Source organism: Thermodesulfobacteriota bacterium (assembly GCA_040758155.1).
Taxonomy (GTDB): Bacteria; Desulfobacterota; Deferrimicrobia; order Deferrimicrobiales; family Deferrimicrobiaceae; genus UBA2219.
The window spans coordinates 1-5,881 of the sequence record JBFLWB010000082.1; the positions used below are offsets into that span (position 1 = coordinate 1).

Here is a 5,881-nt window from a genome sequence, read left to right on the forward strand (position 1 = left end):
TGACAAACTATTCGCATATATCGTGACAAATTCCAAGAGGCACGAAAAGTCGTTATTAATTAAGTAGATCGTGATGCCTCTTACAACAGTCCATACGCTTTCAGTTGCCGGGCGGTACTGGAGATCAATGTTTTAACGACGGTGATGACCGGAACAGCCAGCAACATCCCGGCAATGCCAAACAGAATGCCGCTCCCAACGACCCCGATCAATACTACGAGAGGGTGAAGTGTGGCCGCGTCGCCGAGGACGATCGGCTCGTAGACGTTCTTGAGCGCCTCGGCCAACCCGACCGCGGCAAGTACCCAGATCACGAAACTCCCGGGATCGACGACGGGCAGGAGAGGATGGATTTCCTCCGCCAAGAGGGCATATGCCAGCCCCCCCGCCAAGGCGACAGCCGATCCCATGTACGGAATGACATCGGTCGCCCCGGCGAAGATACCGATGGCGATCGCCCAACGGGGAGCGACTCCTGCGATGACGAGAAACACCGTCACGCTGAGACCCAGCAAGACACACTCCAGGAAAAGGCCGCGCATGTAGCTGCCCAGCGCACGGTCGAGATCCTCAAGAACCCTCAAGGTCGGTTCGAACAGGGGATTGGGGATCGCGGCAAGGAGGCCGCGCTTGATCTCGCCGGCATCGCTCAGCAGAAACACGAAGACCAGGGGGGCGATGATCCAGGCGGAGAGAATCCTGCCCAACGTAACAAGAGGCCTCTTCACGGGCGGGAACAGTGCGTGTGCGGGTCTTTCGGGGGGTCGCTCTCCCCCGCCGACTTCGGCGTGTGGCCTCCGGGCACGCAGGTTGAGGGTCGTCCGGTTCGAACGGTGGTAATCGACCAGACGGTCGGAACCGGCCGGGACATCGGGGCCGGCGGGGTGGAGAGCGAGGAACAAGGAATGTTCCTCCGGGGTCAGGGCGAATTGGCGATGGACCCAGTCGACGATGGGTTCCGTGTCTTCATGCACCAGGCGATAGAGTCGATTGCCTTTCTTCAGCGACGGGTCCAGCCCCATCAGAGCCCTGTAATTCTCGTTGAATTTGTACAGCCCGCGGACCTTGAGTTCGATTAGCGCGGTTTCGTTCGGAAAGATGGCGGCGACCCGGCCCGCGATGAAAAGAACGGCGAGCAAGAACATGACCAATAGCAGTCCGATCGCCACACTTCGCGGCATCCGGCAACGCTCCAAGTGAACAACGAGCGGGCGACAGATGTACGCGACCGAGCCGCCGAGCGCAACGGGAACGATGAGGCTACGCAGTTTCCAAAGCAGGTACGCCGAAAGAAGCAGGCCGACACCGGCTGCGGCAGACCTGAAGAGCATCCCCGCGGACCCGAAGTCATTGCGGGAAGTCACGGTTCCATCTCTTCGTTGAAATACTCTGCCTCCAGAAGCATCTGCATCTGCGCGGCAACGACCCGGGACAATTTCATCAGGATCTTGTTCGCGAGGGAGGGGAAGTTGCGGCTTAGCGCATCGAGGTCGGAACGTCCGATGGCCACCGCGGAGACCGAGCCGTGCGCCCTGGCGGAAGCCCAGTGGACCACCTCACCCCCCACCGCAGCCAGTTCCTCGAAAGAGGCCGGGGGCTCCAGCATCGCAAGGGGAATCTCCTCTCCATCGCGCTTTTTTCTCATGATCTGGACCATTCCGCATCGCAGGATGTAGAGGGTCGCGGCGGGTGTGCCCTGATCAAAGATGATCTCGCCGTCCCGGTATTCCCGTTCGTGGACGATTCGGGCGAGCCGTCGACGGTCCCCGGGCCCAAGGTCGGCAGTAAGAGACGCCTGCTTGAGGAAATCCACGAGGTCCTGTCCCTTCTGGCCCGAGGCCGTTCGCGCAGCCGGGTCGAACATCACCCGGGCCGGGCCCGAGGTGTCCATGAAGTCCCGGGCCTTTTGCATCGGGAACAGGATTTTCTTGAGGCCGACGAGACGGGACTTCCTCCTTGGAGCGTTCATCCTTTCCCCCTCAAAGCGGCAGGCGTTTACGAAAAATCAAATCCGTTTCTGAACAGGGTTTCGCAAGCGTCCACAACCGATGGGTCGTAGGACGTCCCGCGACCTCTTCTTATCTCTCCGAGCGCGGATTCCATTCCCTTGCCGGGCCGGTAAGGACGATGCGAAGACATGGCTTCGACGACATCGGCAACTCCCAGGATCCGCGCCTCGAACAGGATATCTTCCCCTTTGAGGCACGCGGGATAGCCGCTGCCGTCCAGACGTTCATGGTGCTGCCGGACGATGGTGGGGACCTGCGCTTGGAATTCAATGTCCTTCAGGATCTCGTAGCCCACTTCGGCATGGGTTCTCACCAGTTCGAATTCGATCTCGCTCAGACGGCCCGGCCGGGTCAGTATCTCCGCGGGCACGTACAACTTTCCTATATCGTGGAGTAACGCCGCGGTCCGGATGCCTTTCATGCGCTCTGCAACGTTTTCCCCGAGCTCCCCGGCAAGAGCGCACGCCAATTTGGCCACCCGTTGCTGATGCCCCGCCGTGTAGGGATCGCGCTTCTCCACGGCGGCGCTCAACGATTGAACCGTCTCGTCCAGTATCCGGTTCGTCTTCTCCAGGCTTTCCTTGAGATCCCTTTCCAGCTTCATTTTTTCGGAAATGTCATGGATGACCGCCATGGTGGCAAAAATGTTGTTCTTGTCGTCCAGGACAGGGGCCGTGGAATAGCTGATAACGATCCTTCGGCCGTCTTTTCGCGTCGCGTCCATAGGCAACGATTGGAAAACCTCCTGATTCAAGGTGCGCCTGCGAAGCGACTCATACTCCTCCCGCCTGTCGTCGGCGATAACCCAGACGGGAAGTCCGAGCACCTCCGCCTCGTGCCACCCTGTAATCTCCTCGGCAGCCCGGTTCCATAGCAGGATCCTGCCGTCAAGATCGAAAGCGACCGTTCCGAGGGGGGACGCCTTGACGAGAGCCAGCAGGCTCCGCTGGTTATTGCCGAATACCGCCTTTTTCTTCCGGGACGCACCGGCAGCGCTAGCGTGCTTCATGACCGCTCCTTTCCTGTTGGCCACCCTGCCGGCTTGCCGCAAGGACTCCAACCAACTGGTCGAGCTCCGCCCGGACCAGCCGGTATGTCAGCAAAACCTGCAACTCCTCCAGCTCCGCCTTCTTGAGTGCCGCAACCGCCTCTGCGTGTTTTGCCGTCGATACGGTTCCCGCCTTGAGGCGGTTTTCGCTGAGCCGCGCGTTCTCCCGGGACAACGAAAGCGCCTCCCGGGCGACATCCACCATTTGTTTCGATCGATCCAGCTTCCGGAGCTCCTTGTCGATTTCCATCCCGATCCGCTTGTCGATCCGCGCGAGGTTCGTTGCCGCCTGCGACTGCTGGGCCAAACGCTGCCCCACTTCTCCCTTTCGCTTCCCCCAGTCGAAAATGTTCCAGGACAGCTCGACGCCGAAGATGCCGACGCGATCCGTCAAAAACGGCGCTCCATCCTGGTATGCGTACTTGACATAGGCCGTCACATCCGGGATGTACTCGAACTGCGCCGCCCGCACCGCGTGGCGCGACTTTTCCAGCGTTTCGCCGGCTGCCCGGAGTTCGCCGTTGTTCTTCCGGGCTTCGCTGTACGCCTGGTCCTTTGACGGTTCAGCCAGCTCCGGGAACCCCCCATCGGTCACCTCCAGGAAACCGTCGGCCGGCAGACCCAAAATGTCGTTGAGCTCCGAAGTCGTGTCCGAGATGCGGTTCTCCGCGGCGAGAAGCGCATGCCTGGATTGGAGCAGATTCGTGCGGGCCGCATTCAGTGCGACCTCCAGCAGATTCCCCGCTGCTACCGCATTCTCGGCCTCGCGCAGGTTCTCCTGCGCCGCCGCGAGCGTTGCCTCGGCCGCCTCCTTCTCCTTGCAGGCGATCAGCAGCGCGTAATAGAGCTGGTGCACCTGGAGTGTGATTTCATTTTCCGACCTTTTCAGGTCCGCTTCCGCAATATCGCGATCCGATCGGGCAATCCGGTTCGCTTCACGGATCTTGAGAAGCTGCGTCATCGGCTGTGCAAGGGTTGTTTCGCTGTACAGGATGGTCGTGGAACCCTGGTCGATTTCGGCATCCGCGTTGGGAAAAGGATTTCCGCCGATATTCCCCAAACTGCCGGCGGGTATGGTAAGAAGCTGGTTCTTCGACAGCGCGACATACTTGGTGTTGTTGGAAAGAAACGGGAAATAATGCGCCCGCGCCGACAGGATCTTCTGATTGCGCTCCTCCACCTTCGACCGGCCGATCTTCAGCAGGTCGTTTTGCTTGAGAGCCGTTTCCACCGCCTGCGACAGCGTCACGGAATGCTTCGCCGGCTCCGCGGAGGCCTCCCGTCCCGCGGAAAGAAGAACGCACGCCGCCACCACGGCGGCGACCGCCCCCCGCTTCAGCGATGGGGACTTGACGACCACGAAGAGGACGGGAATGACCAGAAGCGTGAAGAACATGCAGAAGATGAGGCCGAAAGCGAGGACGCTCGCCAGGGGGCTCCAGAGGCTCGATCGGGAGAGGATCATCGGCGTCACCCCGACCGCGGCCGCCATCGTGGTGAGGAAGATCGGCCGCAGCCGGCGCGCCCCCGCCTCGCGCGCGGCCTGCTCCAAGGCGACCCCCTCCGCGAGTCTCTCGTTGCAGTAATCGACCAGGATGATGCCGTTTCTCACGACGATCCCGCACAGGCTGATGAGCCCCATGAAAGCGGTGAAACCGAAGGGGTTGCGGGTGATGATGAGCCCGAGTATCGCCCCGAAGAGCGTGAGCGGGATGGAGGCCATCACGACGAGCGGCTCGCTGACGGTCCGAAACTGCACGAGAAGGACGAGGAAGATCGCCACAAGGCTGACGGCAAGGGCGACGATCATCTGAGGGAACGTCTCGTCCTGATTATCCTTTTCGCCGCCGTAGTAGATCCGGTAGCCGACGGGCAGCTTGAGGCCGTCGATCCGCGGAATCGCCTTTTCCAGGATTTTCGAGGCGTAGTACCCCGGCTTCGGGTACGCCCGGACCGTCAGGGTGCGCACGCCGTTTCTGCGGACGATCCTGCTCTCCTGCCACTCCGGCGCCAGCGTCGCGATTGCGCGGAGCGGGACCCTGGCACGGGTCAGCTCCGAGTTGACATAGGTGTTTCCGATGTCCGAGAAGGATGCACGGGAGGCCGGATCCAGCCGCAGCTTGATGGTGACGGGGCGGTCCCCCTCCCAGAAGGTGCTCACCGAAGCGCCGTCGAACGCGCCGAACAGGGTTTGCGATACCGAGGCGTCGGTGATCCCCAGGCGGTTTGCCAGTTCGTCGTTGACCTTCAAGTCCACCCTGTAAGAATCGTTGAAGTAGTCCCGGTAAACGTATTGCGAATACGGCACGCTCTCCAGGATCTCCTGGACCTTGTCCCCCAGCCGCTTCAGCTCCCCGATGTCGTCGCCGGCGATCCGCACTTCGATGGGCGCCTCCATCTGGGCGCCCTGCTGGAGCTCCTTCACGATCACCATCGCCTCCGGTATCAGCGCCGCCAATTCCCCACGGAGCTCCTTCACCAGCCGGTCCGTGTCCTTCACCGAGGCGGTGTTTACGATGAGCTGGCCGTAGGCGCTGTCCGGCTGCTGCGGATTCACGTTGTAGTAGAATCTCGGCGCGCTCTGGCCCACGAAAGCGGCGCAGTGATCGATTCCTTTCCGGGATGCCAGCTCCTTTTCGATCCTCCCCATGACGGCATCCGTCGTTTCGATTCTCGTTCCCTGAGGCATCCAGACATCGATCACGAACTGGTTGCGCTCGGCGGAGGGAAAGAACTGCTGCGGCACGTAGGCAAAGAGCACGACCCCGAAGACGAACGCAGCCACACCGAGGACGAAGGCCAGCCACTTTCTGTTCATGAAGAT

Annotated in this window: 4 protein-coding genes; all 4 read right to left on the bottom strand. The window is 61.1% G+C overall.

Annotated elements, in window-relative coordinates; all coding sequences use genetic code 11:
• Positions 1 to 80: 80 nt before the first annotated feature.
• Positions 81 to 1,169, bottom strand: a complete 1,089-nt coding sequence (locus AB1346_04840; GenBank protein ID MEW6719759.1) for an AI-2E family transporter — start codon at positions 1,167 to 1,169, stop codon at positions 81 to 83.
• Positions 1,170 to 1,360: 191 nt separating this feature from the next.
• Positions 1,361 to 1,969, bottom strand: a complete 609-nt coding sequence (locus tag AB1346_04845) for a cyclic nucleotide-binding domain-containing protein (protein ID MEW6719760.1) — start codon at positions 1,967 to 1,969, stop codon at positions 1,361 to 1,363.
• Positions 1,970 to 1,995: 26 nt separating this feature from the next.
• The gene (locus AB1346_04850) at positions 1,996 to 3,018 is read right to left on the bottom strand and encodes an HD domain-containing phosphohydrolase (GenBank protein MEW6719761.1); all 1,023 of its coding nucleotides are present in this window, start codon (positions 3,016 to 3,018) and stop codon (positions 1,996 to 1,998) included.
• Positions 3,005 to 5,881: efflux RND transporter permease subunit (locus AB1346_04855; protein ID MEW6719762.1), on the bottom strand; the 2,877-nt coding region annotated here is incomplete at its 5' end. The genes AB1346_04855 and AB1346_04850, both read right to left, overlap by 14 nt.

Excerpts from the sequence above, each read along its gene's own strand:
- AB1346_04845 (MEW6719760.1), bottom strand. The coding sequence starts at position 1,969 with ATGAACGCTCCAAGGAGGAAGTCCCGTCTCGTCGGCCTCAAGAAAATC.
- AB1346_04850 (MEW6719761.1), bottom strand. The coding sequence starts at position 3,018 with ATGAAGCACGCTAGCGCTGCCGGTGCGTCCCGGAAGAAAAAGGCGGTA.